Here is a 19,252-nt window from a genome sequence, read left to right on the forward strand (position 1 = left end):
CCTCAGAGCTTCACTTCGCCGACGCTCATCGTCAGCGCCTGGTTCACCTTGAAGTTCTGCACGCCCTGGCGCCAGAGATTGGAGGCATGCACGAAGCCGAGCACGCCGATCGGCGCATCGCGGGCCAGGATCATCTGCATCTTGCCGTAAATGTCCTTGAGCTTGGCCTGATCGCTTTCGGCGAAGGCAGCCGACATCAATGCGTTGAGCTCGGCATTGTCGTAGCCGGTGCTTTTCGACAGGAACTGCCCGGGCATCACGGTATTGGCGATCGTATAGGTCGGCTCGCCCGGCGACATGTAGACCTGCATCGCCATCTGATGCTCGCCCCGGGCGATCTGCTGGATCAGCACCGAGAACTCGTAGACCTTGAGGTTGAGCTTGATGCCGATCTTGGCGAGCTGCGCCTGCAGGAAGATCGCCGCGTCCTTGGTGTCGAGCAGATAGGGCTCTGCCTGGATGCTGATGTCGATCTCGGCGCCGTTGGGATATTTCGACTTGGCCAGGAACTGCTTCGCTCTCTCCAGGTCGAAAGCGATTTCCTTGTCGGCCTCGGGATTGTACCACCAGCCCCGCGGTGGCGCGAGCCCGCCGGTCGGGTCGAGCAGGCCGTAATAGACCTTGTCGGCTATGGTCTTGCGATCCGTGGCGCAGGCCAGCGCCTTGCGGAAATTCACATCGTCGAACGGCGCCTTGAGATTGTTGGTGAACATCAGCAGCGAGCCGCCCAGCGTCGGCCGCGAGGCGCCGGTCACGTTCGGCATGGTCTTCAGGCGATTGAACTCGCGCGGCGGCGGGGCGCTGATGATGTCGACCTGCCCGGTCAGCAGATAGGCGACACGCGTCGCATCCTCGGGGATCATCTTGACGACGAGCCGGTCCCAGGCCGGCAGGCCCTTGCGCCAGTAGTTCGGATTCTTCCTGAAGCTGATATAATCGTTCGGCTTCCACTCCTCGAAGACGCCGAACCCGGTCCCAACGCCGGCGGGCCTCTGCTTGAAGTACTCGTCGCCATGCTCCTTGCGCGAGCCGGCGGGGAAGATGCCCATGTACTTGGTGAGGAAATAGACCCACTGCCCGTAGGGCTCGGCGAGCTCGACCTGGACCTTGAGCGGATCGAGCACGCTCACCTTCGCGATCTTGGCGAAGATGGGCCGGCGGAGCGCTTTGTTGGCGGGATCGAGGAGGTAGTCGAAGGAGTATTTCACGTCCTCCGCCGTCATCTTCTTGCCGTTGTGGAAGGTGACGTCGTCGCGCAGCTCGAAAGTATACGTCTTCTGGTCGGCCGATACGGTCGGCAGGGCCTTGGCGAGCTGCGGCTTCAGCACGCCGTCGACATCGTATTCGACCAGGTTCTCGAACACGGTCTGGCCGAGCACCATGGCATCGTGATTGAGCTGATTTATCGGATCGATGGTGATTGGATTGCTCGGCAGGACGATGGTCAGCGTCTTGCCGTTATTGGGCTGGGCGTGAAGCAGGCTTGCGGGCAAGAGGCTGCCCAAGGCTCCGCCTGCTGCAGTTGCGAGAAAAGCACGGCGATTTGTCGGCACGGTCAGCATCGAACTTCCCCTGTTTTATTGGCAATGCCTTGGCGGCGCCGGAAGCCGGCGCCGCGCCGAACGAGAGAAAACTAGATCGCTGCGGCGGCGATTAAAAATAGGAAGTGCTTGCTGCTTGATTGTCTTTCGCTATCGTCTTGAACGATGCGCTATACCTTCGGCCAGGCGGAAGCGTTCTACTGGGTGGCCCGGCTCGGCGGTTTCCGCGCCGCGGCCCAGCACCTCAACCTGTCGCAGCCGACGGTCAGCCTGCGCATCAAGGAGCTGGAGCGCATCCTCGGCGGAGAGCTCTTCGACCGCTCGCTCTACCGTCCGGCGCCGACAACGCTTGGCAATGCGATCTATGCCGATATCGAGCGCATGCTTGCCCATGCCGAGCAGGTGCAGCGTCACAGCAAGGACGGCCTGCACGGCAGGAGTCTCCTGCGGATCGGCGCCGCCGATTCCTTCGCAGCCGCGATCCTGCCCGATCTGCTTGCCCAGCTGGCGCGCCGCCATGCCGAATTGCAGGTCGACGTCACCGTCGACTTCAGCACCAAGCTCGAACAGCTCCTGCTCGACCGCTCGATCGACATCGCCTTCCTCTCGCAGCCGCGCGCGCATGAGGGGGTCACCATCGTCCCGCTCTGGCTGATCGATCTGGTCTGGGTAATCGGCGAGGGCCTTCCCTTCAGCGGCAATATCGCGACGCCCGAGAACCTGGTCGACTTGCCGATCTTTACCAACAGCTCGCCATCGGGCCTGTTCACGACCATCCAAATGTGGTTCGGCGCGCAGGGGCTGAAGCCGCGTCGGCTGAATACGTGCAATCCGCTGACGGTGATAGCTCGCCTCGCGAGCGCCGGCACCGGCGCGGCGATGATCCCGCGCGAGATGATCCATCTCTCGGGAGAGAAACTGGCATTACGCGTGCTGGAAGCGCGCCCGGCGATCCCATCGCACAATCTATGCGCGATGTGGTGGAACAACGAATCTGCCGATGAATGCAGTTACCTCGTTAACCTCGCTGCCGATATCGCGAAGATCGGACGGTAACGAGTCTCGGTATATAAGTGTCCGCTTCCTGGCAGAACTTGAATGTCAGCTTGTGGCGCGCCCCTACCCTTGTCGACGCGTGGCCAAACGCTCGGCCTCATCGAGGGTATGATGGGTCCCGAGATTATAAAACGATGCCAACCAGCGATGCGTAGCCTCGACGAGAAGAGGGTTGTCGCCCAACTCGCCGAACAACGACCGCTCAGAAAGAAGCGGCCGAGGATCGCAGCCCCCCTCGATCGCTCTCTCACGCAGAATCTCAGCAATGGGATGCGAAACCTGGATAGGCTTCCCCTGCTCATCCGTTCCGCGAACACGACGCAGCCAAGCCGCGAGAGCCAATGCGAGGAACGTCACATCGCCGCCGGACTGCAATCTGTCGCGGATCGGATCGACGAGGTAGTTCAAGGGCGCGTCGGTATTGACGCGCTGCACGGTGTCCCGAATGGCCGGATTGGCGAAGCGTTCGATGAGCCGCGCCTTGTAGGCCGCCAGATCGACGCCCGGAATGTCCGGCAATGTCGGTCCTGTTTCGCGCTCCATCAAGGCCATCATGACCGCGCGGATTCGCGAATCGGCGAGGGATTCATCGATCGTGACGTATCCAGCGAGCTGACCCAGGCCGGAAACAGCGAGATGGCTGGCGTTGAGCAATCGCAGCTTCATGAACTCGTACGGCGCGACGTCCGGCACGAACTGGGCTCCGACCTGCTCCCAGGCCGGGCGACCTGCTGGAAAGCGGTCCTCGATCACCCACTGGCTGAAGGTTTCGGATATGACGGGCCAGCGATCCGCGAGACCGTGCCGGGTGGCGAGTTCATCGATATCCGCCTGCGCCGTGACAGGCGTAATGCGATCGACCATCGTCGAGGGAAAGGCGACCTCGCGTTCGATCCACGCCGCAAGTGCATCCTCTCTCAAGCCGGCCAATGCCAGGACAGCCCTGCGGAGAACCTCCCCGTTGTGCTGGATGTTGTCGCAGGTCAGCAGCGTCGGAGGTGCCGTTCCGGCATGTTTCCGCCGACGAAGCGTCTCGACGATCAGGCCGATCGCGCTGCGGGGATTGCCGGGACTTTGGAGGTCGGCGCGAATCAGCGCGTGATCGGGATCGAGCTGCTTCGTCGCCGGGTTCAGGCAATAGCCGTTTTCCGTGACCGTGAGGCTGATGATCCTGATCGCCGGGTCGTCGAGCTTCGCCAGCAGCGCTTCACTTGACTGCGTGGCATCGACAAGGCCGACAAGCGAAGCGATGACCCGAGCGCGCTCCTGAGCCCCCTCCCGCTCGACGAGGGTGTAGAGCGCGTCCTGCGGAGCCAGGCTTTCTCCCATGCGCCGATCATTGGGCACCAGCAGGCAGCCGAGGATTCCCCAGTCGAGCGCTTGGGGATCCTCCTCCATCAATTCCTGCGTGTATCGCGCCATATGAGCGCGATGAAAGCCGCCCAGACCGATATGAGCGATGCCTGCCTTGACCTGCGCCGGGTCGAATCGAGGACGTTCCACGGAGGGCGGTAAGACCGGCAGGTTACGACGGTTCAGCGCGATGGGGGGCATGGCAGTCTCATTCTCGCGAACGGGTGGCCTCTAGCGGACGACGCCTGCGCGGACGGCGTCTGCGTTGGCCGGATTTGGCGGCATCTCGGCCAGCCGCGGAGGGTCGGCTCCGCGGCGAGAGCAGGTTATCGCGGCGGCGGTCACGGCGAAGGCCAGGACCTCTGACACATGCGCGTCGTCCAGCGCGGCCACGCCTTCGCGTGACAGGAGGCCGTACTGATCCAGCCGCGCGAGCAGGGCGGCGTGGAAGCTGTCGCCCGCACCCACCGTATCCACGGTCTCGACCGGCCGACCGGTTTCGACGATGGGGTCCCGCCCCGGGCGCCAGGCAACCGCACCTTTTGCACCATGGGTGATGACGCAAAGCGCGGCACCGGCGGCAAACCAGTTGGCCGTCACCTCGCGATGGGACATGCCGGGAAACGCGATGCCGAGATCCTCGTCGCTTGCCTTGATGATGCAGGCATTGGGGAGGAACTCGGCGAACTGCCGGCGCCAGCGCGCAAGGTCAGGGATCACCGTCGGTCGCAGGTTGGGGTCGATGGAGATCAGCCGTTTGCCCGCCTCGCGCCGGGCGAGCGCAAGATGCGCGCTCGCGACGGGCTCGACCGCCAGCGTGAAGGAGCCCATGACGATGGCGCGCGTATCCTTGTCGAGCTCCTTCGGCAGGTCGGCGACGTCGATGCTGCGATCCGCCTTGTCTTCACCATGGAACGCGTAGGCGGGTTGCCCGTCCGTGTTCTTCCCGACGACGCTGATGGTGGTCAAGCGCGCGCTTTCGACGGCGTGCGCGACGCCGACCCCCTCAGCGACGAGGCGTGAACGGATGGCGGCGCCGAATATGTCGGAGGACAACCCGCCGAAGAAGGATGTCGTCACGCCGAGCCTGGCAAGGCCGATGGCCACATTGTAGGGCGAGCCGCCGAGGACCGGCTGCGCTCGCATGGTTCCGTCGTCGATGCTCACGAACAGGTCGATGATCGCTTCGCCGCACACCAGAATGCTCATGAAGCGGCGCCTTCCGCTCGGGCGTTTGCGGCAGCGTCGATCATGGCAGCGAATCCAGCACGAACTGGGCCGTCTTCGCATCGGTCACGAGCGTGGTCGCGGCCTTGGCGCGAACGCAGGCCAGGACCGCGTCGGCGCGCGCATATCCGCCGACGGCCACGCGGTCTGGAACGACGATGAAATCTTCGTAGGAGATCGTCAGACAGCGCTCGGACAGGGAGCGGCAGATGCGTCGCCCGTCCGCGTCAAAGATGTGTCCCAGAATCTCGGCCGTCGCGCCGGCTTCGGCCGCTTCGGCGCGCGCGGTCTCGTCGAGACTCTCGAAGACCCCCGAGCCGTCCGGTTTCCAGGCCCCGACTGAGAACAGCACGCGTGTCAGCTTCTCGAACTGCGCGATGCTGTCGGCGATACCGATCTGCTCGCGCAGGGATGCGACCAGAGCCGCGTCGGCGAGCAGCAGTGGGGCATAGATCGGAAAGGTCTGGCCGCGGAAGCGCATGGCCATCGCACGGATCATCTCGGCCGGGTTGTGCTCGAAATAGGTGGCACGGCTGACACCCGACAATTGAACGATCGAGCGGCCGGGCAGTTCGCCGATCCGATCGAGAATGCGGCTGGTCGTCCGCCCCGCGACAAGGCCCACGACGTCCTCCGACGCTCCCGCCTCGACAAGGTAGGAAGCGGCGGCGGCGGCGAGTATCGCAAGCTCGGACGCCGGATCGGTGGCGGGAAGCACGATCGCGCGCCGCAAGCCCGCCTTGTGCATCAGCGCCGACGACAGGGTAAAGTCCACGTCGGCCGGCGGGCGGATATCGATGCGGACGAGCCCGGCGCTGCGCGCCTGTTCCAGCAGGCGGGATACGGCGAAGCGGCTGATCCCCAGGCGCTTGGCGATCGCCACCTTCGGCTCCTCGTCGATGTAGAAGCTGCGGGCGACTTCCAGAAGCTGGATAGTGCGGGCCGCGGATCGAGCCCCCCGCGCCCGCGGGACGCTCTCGTCTCCGATCGGCTTCTCGCTCATGACCGTCCCCGTTCCAGCATCGCGTGGCTCCCAGCTACGTCCATCGACCCTCGTTACACGATCATGTTGCGAGGCAGGAGCCACGCGATTGCGGATACCGTCTCTTCAGCCAGCTAAATTGACCGCCCTGCTCATATGTGCATACATGCGCTCAAATGGGCAAACAAGCCTTAACGCGGGAGAGAAACATGGCTTTGTCACGTCGCGAGATTCTTCTGTCCGGTGTCGTGTTCGGCATGACCGGTGTGGCGTTCGAGAGCGCTCAAGCGGCCGAATTCGCGGCCTGGGAAGCCGGGCTGAAGGGCAAGCCTGCTCGCGAGATCCGCATCCTCGCGATCTCGCATCCCGCCTCGGACGCCATGAAGGCGCTGACGCCGGAATTCGAGGCTGCGACCGGGATCAAGGTAACGTGGGAGGTCGTCGGCAGCGGCGAGATCATGTCCAAGCAGCTGCTGGCCCAGACCGCGCGCGACACCTCCTATGACGTCTATATGGTGCGCGGCACGGCGCTCGCCGAATACGAGGCCAAGCGGATGCTGGCGGATCTAGGCGACCTGCTCAAGGACAAGGACGCGACACCGGACGACTACGATTTCGAGGATATTCATATCGCCTACCGGCAGGGCATCGGTACCGCGAAGGGCAAGACGCTCGGTATTCCCGTCGCCGGCGAGACGTTCTTCCTGTCCTATCGCAAGGACCTGTTCGAGAAATACGGCCGCAAGGCGCCCGACACGATGGACGAGCTGCTGGAAACGGCCCGCTTCTTCCAGAACAAGGAGCCGGGGCTCTATGGCATCTCGATGCGCGCCGAGACGGGGCGGACCCTCGCGTTGAGCTGGGAACTGTTCACGCCGGCCTTCGGGGCGAACGTCATCGATCAGAAGACCTGGGACGTCGCCGTCGACAGTCCCGAGACGCAGCAGTCGCTGGAATATCTTCTCGCCCTGCTCTCGAATGCACCGCCGGATATCGAAACCTATAGCTGGGACGCAGCCGTCTCCGCCTTCGCCTCCGGCAAGACGGCCATGTGGTTCGATGCCACCTCGTTGCAGCCCTGGCTCACCGACACGACGAAATCGAAGATCGTCGGCAAGGTCGGTTATGTCGCGCCGCCTTCCGGACCGAAGGGTCGCTTCGGACCGGTCGGCGGCTGGAGCCTTGGCCTTCCCGCGAACAGCCGCAACAAGGAGGCAGGCTGGGCCTTCATCGCCTGGATGACGTCGAAGCAGAAGGCGAAGGAGGTCGTTGCGAAGGGCGGCGTCCCCTCGCGTCTTTCGACCCTGACCAGCCCGGAATTCACGGCGCAGGACCCGGTGCTTGCCAAGGCGATCAAGGACAGCCTCGACGCCGCCGGCAACCTTCTCTCGATCGGGCGAAACTGGGTTCCACAGACAGCCGAGGCCAACAAGATCCAGCAGACCGCCGGCTTCTATGCGGGACAGGCGCTGCTGAAGAAGATGTCGCCGAAGGAGGCCCTGGCCGCTGCGAAGCCGGAACTGGAGCAGATCTCCGCCCGCATCAAGAAAAGCATCTGATCGTCGCAGGATGACGATGCATCGGCTCACGACATGATGAAGCGCCTGACGCCCTGGCTATGGGTGGGGCCTTCGGCTCTGCCCTTGCTGCTGCTGAGCGCCGTGCCGATCGCGCTGCTCGGCTATATCAGCCTGACCTCCTTTGAGATCGGCTACACCTGGTCGGATCGCGAGTTCGTCGGGCTCGACAACTACCGGCGCCTGCTGTCCGGCCGGGAGGTCGAGTTCTGGCCCGCCGTCAGGCTCAGCCTGATCGTCACCGTGATCAGCGTCGTGGCCAAGACCTTGCTGGGGCTGGGCGTGGCGACGCTGCTCAGCAAGAAACTACGTTTCTCATACGTCGCGACGACGCTGATCATCCTGCCCATGGCGGTGAACCCAGCCATCGCCGGGCTGATGTGGAAGCTGATGCTCAGCTACGATTTCGGCATCGTGAATGCCGCGGCCGAAGGCGCGTTCGGTGTGAAGATCGTCTGGCTCGGCCAGAGCTATGCCTTGTTCTCGGTTCTGCTCGTCGTGGTCTGGATGCATTTCCCGCTCTCGGCGCTGATGATCCTCGCGGGCTTCCGCAACATCGCGCCCGAACCGCTCGAAGCCGCACGCCTCGATGGCTGCAGCGACCGGCAGGTGTTCTGGCTGATCGTCGTCCCGCAGCTGCGTCCCGTGATCCTCAGCAGCAGCATCTTCCAGGCGATCCTGGCTTTCCAGGCTTTCGGGCCGATCTTCACGCTGACCGATGGCGGCCCAGGCAACGCCACGACGATCCTGCCGCTCTACGTTTACAAGACGGCGTTCACGCTGGGTTCGGTCGGGCTTGCTGCAGCGGCCGCAGTCATCCTGGTCCTGATCATCACGGCGCTGTCCGGGCTGATGGTCGCGACGGGCCGCAAGGGACAGGCGACATGACGCAGGCCCGCCCCCGCGACTATCTCTGGCTTGGCCTGGCCTGCGCCTTCGCCGCCTTTCCGGTCTTCTACATGGTGGTGACTTCGCTGAAGACGCGAGCACTGCTCTACGAGCCGGCGCGCTTCGTCTTCAGCCCTACCCTCGACAACTACCGGGCCGCGATCGTCAGCCACGGTCTCTACAAGTACATCGTCGACAGCCTGATCGTGTCGCTGTCGAATGTGGTGCTCTGCCTGACATTGGGGACGGTCGCGGCCTACGCGATCCACAAGTTCAGCTTTCCGCGCAAGGAAGCCGTGGTCTTCGGCATCCTGTCCTCGCGCATCTTTCCGTCGATCGCGCTGGTCCTGCCCTTCTACGTGCTCGGCCTGACCTTCGAGATGCTGGACACCTACGCGATCCTGATCCTGACCTTCATGGTCTTCAACCTCCCCTTCGTCGTGCTGATGATGCGCAGCTATCTCGCGGCGCTCGCGCCGGAGGTCGAGGAGGCCGCGTTGCTCGACGGCTGCAGCCGCTTCGGGGTGCTGATGAGGATCGTGCTGCCGCAGGTCCGGACGGGATTGTTCGCCACGGGGATCATGTGCTTCCTCGCCGCCTGGAACGAGTTCACCTACGCGCTCTTCTTGAGCTCCTCCAAGGTCAACATGGTTTCGACGGCGGTCGTCTTCTTCAAGACCGAGCGCGGGATCCTGTGGGGCGAGGTTTCCGCGCTCGGCGTGGTCGCCGTCCTGCCCGTCGTCATCCTCTGTTTCGCCGCCCAGAAATATCTCGTCAAAGGCATGTCGTGACCATTCATCAGCCACCCGGCAGCACCAGTCACCGCGCATTCGCAGAGCAGCTGTTTCGCGAGTACGAGGACATCACCTTGCCGCTCCACGGGCGCCTGAGCGCGCAGGACAAGCGCGACGGATCGGCGGTGACCGAGGCCGACCAGGCCGCCTCGGCCCATGTGCTGCGGAGGCTCGTCGCACACACGCCGGATATCGGCGTGATCTCCGAGGAAGAGGCGGAATCCTATCTGCCCGCCGCCCAACGCCAATGGGCGATCGACCCGCTCGACGGCACGGCGTCCTTCGCCCGCGGCTTGCCGGTGTGGGGGCTGGGCATGGGTCTGATCGACGGCGCGACACCGGTGAGCGGATATCTGCACTTCCCCGTAACGCGCCAGACCTTCATCTACGAGGATGGCCTGGCGCTGCTCAACGGCGCACCCATGCCCGCCCGGCCGGAAAGCCTCGCGGCGGACACGCTCAACATCATGATCACCGCGATCCACGACGTGATCGATGTTCGCCGGATCGAGGGCTACCGCCTGCACAATCTCGGTTCGAACCTTTACCACCTGATGATGCTGGCTGCGGGGCGCTGCGACACCATCATCACCGGGCCCTGCTACCTCTGGGACCTGGCGCCCGCGCTACCGTTCACCCGCGCGCTCGGGCACGTCGAACGCTACCTCGATGGGTCTCCGCTCGCCTTGGCGGATCTTCTGAAACCGGACTACGGGTTTCCGGTCAGGCAGCCGATGCTGATCGGCCCGCCTGAGATCGTCGAGGCGCTTATCTCCAAATTGACCTGACCTGCTGGAAGCAGCGCTTGTGGCGCCGCTCTCAGACCACGGAGCCCGAACAGTTTCCGGTACCAAGGGGAGGCAGGGCCACTCGCGTTTGAGTCAGGCAAAGTTGAGCGCCCGCCAAGGAGCAGGCCGCTTTCGGCTTGGCAATGTCCGGTTCCGAGTGATCGCCTCATGTCCGATTCTGGCGCGATCCAATGTCGGAGATGCGCAGGAAAGTTCGAGTTGCCCATCGGCGATGAAGACCGCGCGGAGGCCTTGCCATCGTTCTCGTCGTGATCGGTGAAGTTGCGCAGGCGCAGATCGATCGGGTCGATTTTCGGCGATCGCCAACTCGTCCATCGCGCCGGATGAGCTTGGAGGCAGCGAATTGAATTCGTCGCCGATCGATGGTTCCGCCCCAGGGAGCTGCGTCAAGCCAGGCCGTCCGCGAGCTTTTCCGACAGCATCGTGGTCGGCAGATTGGTGTTGGCTCGCGGCACACAGGGCATCACGGAAGCGTCGATTACGTGCAGGCCACTGATGCCGTGGACGGCGCCATCTCGTGGAGAGACCACGGCTGCCTCGTCATCGGCACGCCCCATCCGGCAGGTTCCTGAAGGGTGATAGCCGCCGATGGTATGCTTGCGGATCATCTCCTCCATCGCATCGTCATCCTCCAGGGCGGTCGGGATATCGTCGCCGCTGGCGAAGAGGCGGTCGACAAGCAGCTTGCGCAGAGGCGCCGGCCCCTCGGTCAGTAGCGCGGGACCGAGCGTGACCAGCCAGTTGCGCAGGCTGACGCCTCCGACGAGCTTGGCCATGGCACCATGGGTCGCGGCAAAAGGAGTGCTGCAGGCTTGTCGCAACTCGTTCGAGGCGTAGAGCGACCACATCCGCCGCACGGCCAGCTTCATCCGCGCCATGTCGCGCGGATCGGACAGCATCTGGAAGGCGATCTCGGGTCGCCCGGCCAGGTTTTCAGGATTCAGCCGCACCCAGCCGGTGGAATAGGGCTTGTTGATCCAGCTGAAGAGCGAGCCGATTCGCCGGCCGATCGGGTGCCAGGCCGACTTCGAGACGACCACCATGAACATGTCGCCATGCCCGCAGCCTTCGATCTCGGAGGAGTAGCGCCAGGCCGCCTGGACGTGACGCCGCGGTGTCTTGCCAAGACGATGCCCACGCCGGATCCATGACGACATCGCCATGGAAGGGTGTTCGTTCAGGTTTCGGCCGACGCCGGGCAAATGGTGGAGGACCGCGACGCCGGCCTCGTTCAGGTGGGTTGCATCTCCGATGCCGGCACGCAGCAGCAGCGCCGGACTTTCCAGCGCGCCGGCGGACAGGATCACACGGCGCGCGGCGATACGCTCCTCTCCGATCTGGATACCGACGGCCCGCCGGCCTTCGATCAGCAGACGGTCGACCTTTGTACCGGACCGGATCGTGAGATTCGGCCGCCGTCGGGTCGTCGTGTCGAGATAGCCCATGGCAGCCGAGCGACGCGAGCGGCGATCGGTCGTCAGCGACATCGGAAACCAGCCATCCTCGAAGACGGCGTTCTGGTCGCCGATATTGCGATAGCCCGCCGCCGTCAGCGCCTGCATCGTCGCGCGGGTAAAGCCGGGCCATTCCTCCGGCATCACGCGGCTGATCGCAATCGGACCTGACGAACCGTGCAGCGGGCCGTCATAGTCCATGTCGGTCTCAAGCTTGCGGAAATACGGCAGCACGCTTGCCCAGCCCCAGCCCTCCGCGCCAAGCGCCGCCCATTCTTCATAGTCGGCCGGCAGCCCGCGATTGCCGATCTCGCCGTTCATGCTCGACCCACCGCCGATCACGCGCGGCTGGATATAGGGTTTGACCGAGGAGCGGGAGGGATCGTTGTGCGAGACCGGCATCAACCGGGCACGCAGGTCGCGCCACTGATAGGCAGGGTTGAAGGCGGCGCGATAGGGATAGACGTCGCGGATCTCCTCCGGCTCCTGTCCCGGCTCGAAATCGGGGCCGGCCTCGATCAAGAGGACACGGTTCTGCCCCGAGGCCGACAGCCGATTGGCCAGCACACAGCCCGCCGGCCCGCCGCCGACGATGATGTCGTCATAGGAAGCGGTCATTTCGCGGTTCCACCGTCCTTCTTCAGGGTGAATTCCTGATAGGCGGTGCGGTTGGCGAGGATGTAATCCCAATCGTAATCGACACCGAGGCCGGCCTCGTCGGGAACCGGCACGCAGCCGTCCTCGCCGATATCCTCCAGCGCATCGCTGTAACCGGAACCGAAGACCGGCGGCACGGGATTGGCGACGCCGGGGGCGACGAGCGAGAGTTCATACCAGCTCGAATTGCGCATCGCCGACATGCAATGCCGCTGGGCCGGGCCGGCAGCGTGGATCTCGCAGTCGAGGCCGAAGGCCTCCGCCAGGTGCGCGACCTTCATCGTGCCGGTGATACCCATGTCGTAATCGGGGTCGACGCGCATGTAGTCCGTCGCCCGGTCGCGGAGCCAGGCCGCCTTGCTCTCCAGGCCGCGCACATGCTCGGTCAGCATCAGCGGGGTGCGGATGTTCTCCTTCAGCTGGCGAGCGGCATGGGGGGACCAACCGGCATCCATGAAGGGGTCCTCGTACCAGAGATAACCGCCCTCATCGCAGGCTTTGCCGACATAGATTGCATCGGCCAGCGTGCGCAGCTCGCTCGCCGCGTCGTACATCAGCTCCATGCGGTCGCCGACGCGCCTGGCACAGAGCAGCAGGTTCGCGGCCTCCTCCTTCGGATCGCCTTCGCCCCAACCATGGATCTTGTAGCCGCGATAGCCGAGCGCGAGGCACTCCTCGGCGAAATCGGCATAGGCCTCGATGCTGTCCAGAATTCCGTCGCGACCACCATTCAGCGTGCTGGCATAGGTCGGAAGCCGCTGCCGGTAGCCGCCGAGGAGCCGCCAGACCGGACGATCGACGGCCTTGCCGGCCAGATCCCACAGCGCGATGTCCAGCGCGGAATGGCCGATCGCCATGTAGTGGCGATGGGCGCGTTTCAGCTTGTTGTAGATCGCCTCGCGCTCTTCGGCGTCCTCGCCCAGGATCAGGCCGGCCGCAGCCTTCACCTGCCCGATCATGACGCCGTTCTTGCCACTATGGACGCTGCAATACTCGCCGCGATGTCCGCCTTCGGTCTCGATCCGCAGGGCAAAGGCGCTCAACCGGGACTGCGCGCCCTTCATCACGCTGCGATTGCCGCTGGCATCCACCCCAAGACCGTCGACCGTGTAGCCGAACTCATGCACCTCGATCCGTGCGATCCGCGCTTCCGGCCGCGAGCCGATCAATCTGTTCATGGCGATCCCTGACAATTTCGGCTTGCAACCGGCAAAGCTGTCTGACAACATAATTGTAAGCAGACTGATTTAGCGCCGTCAACGGGACAGGATCGCCAGGATGGACTCGGACGAAAGCCGCTCCGCGATCGCCTATCGGCAGATCGCCGGCTATATCGACAATGTCGCGGATGGCGCGCGGCTGCCGCCCGAGGCGGATTTCGCCGAGATGTTCGGGCTGTCGCGCGCCAGCATCCGCGAGGCGCTGGCGCGGCTGCGCGCCGAGGGCATCGTCCGCTCGCGCAAGGGCTCGGGCACCTTTGCGATCCGCACCGGCGCACCCGAAATGGTCAGGCTTTCGGCGATTTCCTCGCTGCGCGAACTGGCTCAATGGCACGAGGTTCGTCTTGCTCTGGAAAGCGAGGTCGCGGCTCTGGCCGCAGATCGGCGAACCGAGGACGACCTCGCGCGGCTTCAGGCGGCGCAGGAGGCGCTGCTTGCCAGCCTGCTGACCGGCCGAGGCGAGCGCGAGGACGTCGCCTTCCACGCCGCGCTGGCGGTCTGCGCCCATAATCCGAAGCTGTCGGACGCGCTGGGGCGGTTGACCTCGCACATCTTCAGCTGGGGCAATCTTTCGGCGCAGCGCTCCGTGCTGACCATGGCGGAGCGCCGCGAGCTGATCGCGCTCGAGCATGGCGCCATCGTCGCCGCAGTCGCGGCGCGTGACGGAGATCGCGCCCGCGCCGAGATGCGCCGTCATCTTCTGGCCGGCCGCACGCGCGTGCTCAGCGACCTGCAGACGTAAGCCAAAGAAACAATCAGGGAGGAGCCAATCTCATGACATCAATGCTCTTTGACAGAAGGTCCGTGCTGCGCGCCGGCGCTGCCGGGCTGGCACTGGCAAGCCTGCCGAAACGGGTTGGCGCACAGGGCCTTTCGGGCACGGTCCGGGTCTGGACCTTCCTCGGGGCGGACGGGCAATCGCCGCGCGAAGTCGTGCTGCGCGAGATCATCAAGCGCTTCAAGACAGCGCATCCCGGCGTCGATGTCAGGATCGAGGCCCAGCCCTTCCAGGAACTCGAGGTGAAGTTCGTCGCCGCCTCGGCCCAGAATCGCGCACCCGACGTGATCTGGATGCGCGACACCTTCCTCGATCTCGTGCAGCAGCGCGGTGCGCTCGCCAATCTCGACGATCTCCTGTCGACGGAGTTCAAGGCCAAGGCGCTGCCCGATCTCTATCCGGTCTTCGTCGAGAAATCGGTCTTCAACAAGAAGCGCACCTCCCTGCCGCTCTGGCCGAGCCCGGCTCAGGCGATCTTCTATCGCAAGGATGCGCTGGCCGAGCTCGGCCTCGACGCCCCGCCTCTCACCTGGGACACCTTCATCCCCGTCGCAGGCAAGCTGACCAAGGGCGACCGGCTGGGCTTCGGCCTGCCGACCAACGACAACAGCGTCTCGGCCTTCATCAACATCATGTCCGGGTTCGGCCCGTCGATCTTCGATGCCGCCACCGGCCAGTTCAACGTCACCGGTCCCGAGGCCAAGGAGGCTGCGAATGTTGTCAGACAGCTTGTGGCTAACGGGGCGCTGTCACCGACGCTGCTGAATGCGATGGGCGACGATATCCAGGATCAGTTCGCCTCCGGCCGCTTCGCGATGGTGCAGGCCTTCGCGCCGCGCTTCCAGCAGTACAAGCAGATTGCCGCCGGCTATAGCGGCAAGGATCTGGCGGTCTCGGCCTGGCCCGCCTTCGGCACGAATCCGCCCGCAGTCCTGCTCGGCCCGTATTGGACGGTGGGCATCTCCGCCAAATCGGCCAATCCGGCCGCAGCAACCGCCTTCGTCGAAAGCCTGTTCACCGAAGAGGCGTCGCTGGAATGGGCCAAGACCGCCGGTCTCGTGCCCGACCGGCGCTCCGTGCTGCAGAACCCCTATTTCGCAACGCCGGCCGCGTCGGACATCCACGCCTTCACCGCGCTGCTCTCGGCGCCGGGCGTGATGACCTTCCCGCAGCGCATGCCCAACATCACCAAGATATTCCCGGTGATGAACACGGCCCTGCAGGAGCTGATCGGAACCAAGGAAAGCGTGGACGCCATTCTCGGACGGGCCAAATCCACGCTGGGCTGGTAGCGCGCCATGCACGCCATGCCTCTTGCGAAGCCGCGGAGCCTCGACGCCGTCGCGCGCCAGGCCCGGCTGGTCGGCTCGTCGCTGGTGGCGCCGGCCCTGCTGTTGGTCATCGCCATCAACATCCTGCCGGCGCTCTACGGGTTCTATCTGAGCCTGCACAAAGTCTTCTTCTTCGGGAACGAGGGCTTCGTCGGGCTCGCCAACTATCTCGAGCTGTTCCGCGACCCCTTCGCCTGGCAGGCGATCGGCCGGTCGCTGCTCTTCACCTTCGCCGCGCTTGCCGTCGCCGTTCCGCTGGCGCTGCTGGCGGCGATGGGCATCCGGCGGCTGGGCCGCTGGGGCAGCATCCTGCTGACGGTCCTGCTCGTGCCCTGGGCGATGAGTCCCATCGTCGTGGCGCTCCTATGGAAATGGATTCTCGTGCCTTCGCCGGGCGGGCTGGTGGGCGCGGCCTTCAATGCGTTCGGCCTGCCGCCGCAAGACCTGCTGACCGACCCGTTGCTGGCCATGCCGACGCTGATCATCGTGGCGGTGTGGCGCAACTTCGCCTTCGCCACGATCATCCTGATCGGCGGCCTCGGGCAGATCCCGCGTGATCTCTACAAGGCGGCGGCGGTCGACGGACTCGGCGCCTGGGAGAGCTTCCGCAAGATCACGCTGCCGCTGCTCGCGCCCTCGCTGCTGATCGTGATCTCGATGCTGACCATCAGCTATTTCAACGAGGTGCAGCTCATCATTGGCCTGACCGGCGGCGGCCCGATCCGGCAGACCAGCACATTGGCCTATGCGCTCTACCACACCGGCTTCGTCGAGCTGGATCAGGGACGCGGCAATGCGATCGCGGCGGTGATGTTCCTGATCAATATGGGGCTGATCGCCGTCTATATCCGCATTCTGGGCAAGCAGCCGGGAGCAGCCGCATGAAGATACTCTCCCGCGCCTCGCTTCTCCTCGTCTGCCTGCTGGCCGGCCTCGTCGCCCTCGGCCCGATCCTCTGGGCCGCATCGACCTCGTTCAAGGCAACCAACCGCATCTTCGCCGTTCCGCCCGAGCTCCTGCCGCAAAGTCCGACCATCGAGCACTACACCAAGCTGGTGGCGGAGGGCGTCCACTGGGCGTTCCTGAACAGCTCTGCCTATGCGGTCGTGGCCGTTCTGGCCTCGCTGATCCTCGGCGCGACCGCGGGCTATGCGCTGATGCGCTATCCCGTTGCGGCCAAGCCCGCAGTGCTGCTCGTCTTCCTCGGCACCATGGCGGTGCCCGGCTTCGCCGTTCTGCTGCCGACGCAGATGCTGGCAACCAGCATCGGCTTGCACAACACCTGGGCGATCCTGCCGATCCTCTATGCCGGGCACATCCTGCCCTTCGCGGTCTGGGTCACCCGCTCGCATTTCGCCACCGTACCGCGCGAACTTGAGCAGGCGGCCGAGATGGATGGCTATTCGCGGGCCGAGGCCGTCTGGAAGATCGTGCTCCCCGGCGCAAAGCCCGCGCTGCTGGCGGCTGCGACCTTCGGCTTCCTGCATTGCTGGAACGACTACGTCACCGGCTCGACCATGGTCGACTCGCCCGAACTGCGCACGCTCCAGGTCGCGCTGATCTTCTTCCAGGGCTTCCACGGTCGCGATTGGGGCTCGCTGATGGCGGGCGTGATCATCGCGACGATCCCGCCCGTGGTGGTCTTCCTCCTGTTCAGAAAATTCCTGATCGGCGGCTTCGCCGATGGGTCCGTCAAAGGCTGAATGATATGACCGAAGCACGGCCGAATACGGCCCAATCCGTCCGCTTCCGTAATGTCGGGAAGAGTTATGGCTCCGGCTGGGCGGTGTCGGGCGTCAACATCGCCGTCGAGCCCGGGCAGTTCGTCACCCTGCTCGGCCCTTCCGGCTGCGGCAAGAGCACGACGCTCAACATGATCGCCGGGCTGGAGACGCCGACCGAAGGGCAGATCATGATCGGCGACCGGGACGTCACCACCATGAAGCCGGCGGATCGCGACATCGCCATGGTGTTCCAGTCCTACGCGCTCTACCCGCATATGACGCTCTACGAGAACATCGCCTTCCCCTTGAGGGCGCGCCGGCGCCGCGCGCCAGAGGCGGAGGTCGACCGCAAGGTCCGCGCTGCCGTGAAGATGCTCGGCCTCGAGGCGATGCTCGACCGCTTTCCGCGCCAGATCTCGGGCGGCCAGCGCCAGCGCGTCGCGCTCGGCCGGGCCATGGTGCGGACGCCGACCGTCTATCTGCTGGACGAGCCGCTCTCGAACCTCGACCAGCAACTGCGCGTGCAGATGCGTTCCGAGCTGAAAGACATCCACCAGCGGCTCGGCGCGACCATGCTCTATGTCACCCATGACCAGAGCGAGGCGATGACCCTGTCGGATCTGGTCGTGGTCATGTCGAACGGACGGGTCGAGCAGGCCGGCAGCCCGCGCGAACTCTACAACAATCCGGCCAATCTCTTCGTCGCCCGCTTCCTCGGCGAGCCCGGCATGAACATCCTCGACGGCGAGGCGACCGACGGACGGCTGCGCGGACCCGGCTTCGACATCATGCTTCCTGCCGTGGCGCAGAAGGCCGGGCGCCGGATTTCGGTGGGGATCAGGCCCGAGGATCTGAAGCACGACGCCTCCGAGGCCGCAGCGATCCGCGGCACCGTCCGCACCGTCGAGTATCTGGGGTCGCGCAGCCTTGTCCGCGTCGAAGTGGGCGAGCGCCTGATCGCGGCCTTCCTGCCGCCATCCGTCGAGCTTCCGACCGGAGCCGCCATCGGCCTGTCACCGGCCGATCCGGACAAGGCGCGCTTTTTCGAAACCGATGGCGGCGCTTCGCTGCACTACCATCAGAACCTTGCAGGCTGAGCCCATGAACAGGATTTCCCTCGACGACCAGGTCGCGGTCGTCACCGGCGGCGCCCAGGGGCTGGGCCTCGCCATCGCCAAGCGGCTCATCGCGTCCGGCGCGCGCGTCAGCCTCTGGGATCGCGACGCGGACGAATTGAAGAAGGCGCTGGCGCTGCTGGGCTCCGGAGCTTCCGCCAAGCAGGTCGACATCACCGATCTCGACCGCCTGACGCATGCCCATCGCGAAGTCGAAGCCGAAACCGGCCCGGTCTCGATCCTCGTCAACTCGGCCGGCATCGCCGGCGGCAACGCCCCGCTCGACGCCTATGACCCCGACGAGTGGCGCCGCGTCGTCGAGGTCAACCTGAACGGCACTTTCTATGTGAACAAGGTCGTCGTGCCCGGCATGAAGGCGCGGAACTACGGGCGGATCGTCAATATCTCGTCGGTCGCAGGCAAGGAAGGCAACCCGAACCTCGCCGCGTATTCGGCCGCAAAGGCGGGCGTGATCGGCCTGACGAAATCGCTGGGCAAGGAGCTCGCCGGTTACGACATCGCCGTGAACGCGATCTCGCCAGCCACGGCCAAGACCCGCATCCTCGACACGCTTAAGCCGGATTTCATCCAATACATGCTGTCGCGCATTCCCCGCGCCCGCTTTCTTGAAGTGGACGAGGCCGCCGCCATGGTCGCCTGGCTGGTCAGCCGCGAGAACAGCTTCACCACCGCCTCGGTCTTCGATCTCTCGGGTGGGCGCTGCACATACTGAGCACGGGAGGCAC

Annotated in this window: 17 protein-coding genes; 11 read left to right on the forward strand and 6 right to left on the reverse strand. The window is 64.8% G+C overall.

Annotation, left to right across the window (positions count from 1 at the left end):
* Window positions 1-2: 2 nt before the first annotated feature.
* Window positions 3-1,505, reverse strand: a complete 1,503-nt coding sequence (locus tag ASE61_RS22590) for an ABC transporter substrate-binding protein (protein WP_061970807.1) — start codon at window positions 1,503-1,505, stop codon at window positions 3-5.
* 201 nt (window positions 1,506-1,706) lie between these two features.
* Between ASE61_RS22590 and ASE61_RS22595 the strand changes: the two genes are divergently transcribed.
* On the forward strand, window positions 1,707-2,597 hold the full coding sequence (locus tag ASE61_RS22595; protein ID WP_061970809.1) for a LysR family transcriptional regulator: 891 nt from the start codon (window positions 1,707-1,709) through the stop codon (window positions 2,595-2,597).
* 63 nt (window positions 2,598-2,660) lie between these two features.
* On the opposite strand, the gene ASE61_RS22600 is transcribed toward ASE61_RS22595, so the two are convergent.
* Genes ASE61_RS22600 through ASE61_RS22610 form a run of 3 tightly spaced genes read right to left on the reverse strand, consistent with a single transcriptional unit; the run spans window position 2,661 to window position 6,180 of the window.
* A complete protein-coding gene (locus tag ASE61_RS22600) occupies window positions 2,661-4,151 on the reverse strand; it encodes a mannitol dehydrogenase family protein (protein WP_061970811.1) in 1,491 nt (496 codons plus the stop codon).
* Window positions 4,152-4,181: 30 nt separating this feature from the next.
* Entirely contained in the window at window positions 4,182-5,159 is a 978-nt protein-coding gene (locus ASE61_RS22605) for a carbohydrate kinase family protein (RefSeq protein WP_061970813.1), read from the reverse strand.
* Window positions 5,160-5,199: 40 nt separating this feature from the next.
* Window positions 5,200-6,180 (reverse strand): sugar-binding domain-containing protein, encoded by a 981-nt coding sequence (locus ASE61_RS22610; protein ID WP_061970815.1) that lies wholly within the window; start codon window positions 6,178-6,180, stop codon window positions 5,200-5,202.
* A gap of 188 nt (window positions 6,181-6,368) precedes the next feature.
* On the opposite strand from ASE61_RS22610, the gene ASE61_RS22615 reads away from it, so the two are divergent.
* The 4 genes from ASE61_RS22615 to ASE61_RS22630 are packed head-to-tail and all read left to right on the forward strand — an operon-like array spanning window position 6,369 to window position 10,206.
* Window positions 6,369-7,718, forward strand: a complete 1,350-nt coding sequence (locus ASE61_RS22615) for an ABC transporter substrate-binding protein (RefSeq protein ID WP_061970817.1) — start codon at window positions 6,369-6,371, stop codon at window positions 7,716-7,718.
* A gap of 33 nt (window positions 7,719-7,751) precedes the next feature.
* Window positions 7,752-8,624 carry a carbohydrate ABC transporter permease gene (locus tag ASE61_RS22620; protein WP_061970818.1) on the forward strand — a complete coding sequence of 291 codons (873 nt, stop codon included), beginning with the start codon at window positions 7,752-7,754 and terminating at the stop codon, window positions 8,622-8,624.
* Window positions 8,621-9,415, forward strand: coding sequence for a carbohydrate ABC transporter permease (locus tag ASE61_RS22625; RefSeq protein ID WP_061970820.1), 795 nt, complete (start codon window positions 8,621-8,623; stop codon window positions 9,413-9,415). Before ASE61_RS22620 ends, ASE61_RS22625 begins: the two co-directional genes overlap by 4 nt.
* Complete coding sequence (locus tag ASE61_RS22630) at window positions 9,412-10,206, forward strand: inositol monophosphatase family protein (protein WP_061970822.1); 795 nt, start codon at window positions 9,412-9,414, stop codon at window positions 10,204-10,206. The genes ASE61_RS22625 and ASE61_RS22630 overlap by 4 nt, the downstream gene beginning before the upstream one ends.
* Before the next feature lie 407 nt (window positions 10,207-10,613).
* On the opposite strand, the gene ASE61_RS22635 is transcribed toward ASE61_RS22630, so the two are convergent.
* Both ASE61_RS22635 and ASE61_RS22640 read right to left on the reverse strand, forming a co-directional pair.
* Complete coding sequence (locus ASE61_RS22635; protein WP_061970824.1) at window positions 10,614-12,299, reverse strand: GMC family oxidoreductase; 1,686 nt, start codon at window positions 12,297-12,299, stop codon at window positions 10,614-10,616.
* Complete coding sequence (locus ASE61_RS22640; protein WP_061970826.1) at window positions 12,296-13,516, reverse strand: enolase C-terminal domain-like protein; 1,221 nt, start codon at window positions 13,514-13,516, stop codon at window positions 12,296-12,298. The genes ASE61_RS22635 and ASE61_RS22640 overlap by 4 nt, the downstream gene beginning before the upstream one ends.
* Window positions 13,517-13,616: 100 nt before the next feature.
* On the opposite strand from ASE61_RS22640, the gene ASE61_RS22645 reads away from it, so the two are divergent.
* Genes ASE61_RS22645 through ASE61_RS22670 form a run of 6 tightly spaced genes read left to right on the forward strand, consistent with a single transcriptional unit; the run spans window position 13,617 to window position 19,239 of the window.
* Window positions 13,617-14,300, forward strand: a complete 684-nt coding sequence (locus tag ASE61_RS22645) for a FadR/GntR family transcriptional regulator (RefSeq protein WP_061970828.1) — start codon at window positions 13,617-13,619, stop codon at window positions 14,298-14,300.
* 32 nt (window positions 14,301-14,332) lie between these two features.
* Window positions 14,333-15,628, forward strand: coding sequence for an ABC transporter substrate-binding protein (locus tag ASE61_RS22650; RefSeq protein WP_082617659.1), 1,296 nt, complete (start codon window positions 14,333-14,335; stop codon window positions 15,626-15,628).
* A 6-nt stretch (window positions 15,629-15,634) separates the two neighbouring features.
* Window positions 15,635-16,552 (forward strand): carbohydrate ABC transporter permease, encoded by a 918-nt coding sequence (locus ASE61_RS22655; RefSeq protein ID WP_061970832.1) that lies wholly within the window; start codon window positions 15,635-15,637, stop codon window positions 16,550-16,552.
* On the forward strand, window positions 16,549-17,370 hold the full coding sequence (locus ASE61_RS22660) for a carbohydrate ABC transporter permease (RefSeq protein WP_061970834.1): 822 nt from the start codon (window positions 16,549-16,551) through the stop codon (window positions 17,368-17,370). Before ASE61_RS22655 ends, ASE61_RS22660 begins: the two co-directional genes overlap by 4 nt.
* Before the next feature lie 5 nt (window positions 17,371-17,375).
* Window positions 17,376-18,488 (forward strand): ABC transporter ATP-binding protein, encoded by a 1,113-nt coding sequence (locus ASE61_RS22665; RefSeq protein WP_061970836.1) that lies wholly within the window; start codon window positions 17,376-17,378, stop codon window positions 18,486-18,488.
* Window positions 18,489-18,492: 4 nt separating this feature from the next.
* Complete coding sequence (locus ASE61_RS22670; RefSeq protein WP_061970838.1) at window positions 18,493-19,239, forward strand: SDR family NAD(P)-dependent oxidoreductase; 747 nt, start codon at window positions 18,493-18,495, stop codon at window positions 19,237-19,239.
* Window positions 19,240-19,252 lie beyond the last annotated feature (13 nt).

Source organism: Allobosea sp. Root670 (assembly GCF_001429415.1).
Classification (GTDB): Bacteria; Pseudomonadota; Alphaproteobacteria; order Rhizobiales; family Beijerinckiaceae; genus Allobosea; species Allobosea robiniae.